Source organism: Pedobacter sp. 01T416_2 (assembly GCF_056398925.1).
Window position 1 is genome coordinate 1 of the sequence record NZ_JBFTQI010001117.1, and the last position, 1,351, is coordinate 1,351.

2 protein-coding genes are annotated in these 1,351 nt (G+C 35.6%); both read left to right on the forward strand.

All coding sequences use genetic code 11. The annotated features are described in order from the left end of the window. Positions 1-400, forward strand: a 400-nt coding sequence (locus AC1DPQ_RS27845; RefSeq protein WP_477611582.1) for an FG-GAP repeat domain-containing protein, incomplete at its 5' end; no start/stop codon positions are given. A gap of 10 nt (positions 401-410) precedes the next feature. Then, positions 411-1,351, forward strand: a 941-nt coding sequence (locus AC1DPQ_RS27850) for a phosphatase PAP2 family protein (protein WP_477611583.1), incomplete at its 3' end; no start/stop codon positions are given.

Consider the following 1,351-nt stretch of genomic DNA (forward strand, 5'->3'; position numbering starts at 1 on the left):
GTTGAGTAAAAGTCAAAAATTTTTCTGTAAACAACTTGAAACTTCTGTTTTATTAAATGATGGAACTGGAAAATTTACTATTAAAGTACTCCCAATTGAAGCACAATTTTCAAGAACGTGGGGCATTATTGTAGATGATTTTAATAAAGACGGAAAAGATGATATTCTTTTGGGAGGTAATTTTTATCCTTACAGGGTACAGCTTGGTCAGGCGGATGCAGGTTTGGGCTTACTTTTACTCGGGAATGGGAAGGGCGATTTTAAAGCAGTGCCCCCTTACAATTCCGGATTGTATATAGATGGCGACGTTAGGAATATGATTGAGATTAAGGGAGCAATCAAAAAAATTATTGTTGTTAAAAATAATGATAAGGTCCAGCTTTTAAAAACTACTAATTAAAACCAACATCATGAAGATATATTTATTTTTGTTTGTTTTCTGTATTTCAATCGGTGCTAGTGCTCAGTGGCGCAAAAGCGAAAATGATCCTTTACCACTGCATAGATCGCAAAAGRCACTTTCTGATATCATTGTAAGTGATATATTTTCTCCGCCGGTTGCGAGTAGAATTTTTGTTTATGCAAACATCGCTGCATACGAAATTCAGGCAAAAAACAATAGTCAGTTTCAATCTTTAAAAGGACAGTTAAATAGCTTTAATGGCATCCCAAATGCAGATAAAAAACAAATTAGTTATTCAGTCGCTGYAACTTACGCCTACTGGCAGATTSGAAAAAGGCTTGTCTTTTCGGAGCAAGTGGCCTTAGATAGTTTAAACAGTATACTTTCATGGTATAAGGCTAAAGGCTATCCTGATACAATAGTACAAAATTCAATTTTATATGGTAAAACGGTATCTGATACCGTTTTAAAATGGGTGGATCAGGATAAGTATAAAGAAACACGTAAATTAAGGCGATATAGTTTAGTAAAGCAAGAAGGTAATTGGGCCCCCACGCCTCCCGGCTATATGGCAGCTGTAGAACCTTATTGGAATAAAATAAGACCTCTTGTGATGAAAACAGCTGATCAGTTTAAACCTGCAGCTCCTCCTGCTTACAGTAAAGATAAAAACAGTGCTTTTTATATTAATGCAAATGAAGTTTACACGGTTGGTAAAAACCTGGATGAAAAACAGCTTGATATTGCTAAATTCTGGGACTGTAATCCATTCTTTTTGAATCTGAACGGGCATATGAATTATGCAACCAAAAAGATTTCACCAGGAGCACACTGGATTTCGATAACTGGCATTGCCTGCAAGCTAAAAAGCTTTAACTATGTTCAAAGTAGTTCTGCTTATACATCTACCTGTATTGCATTATTTGATGCCTTTATTAGCTGTTGGGA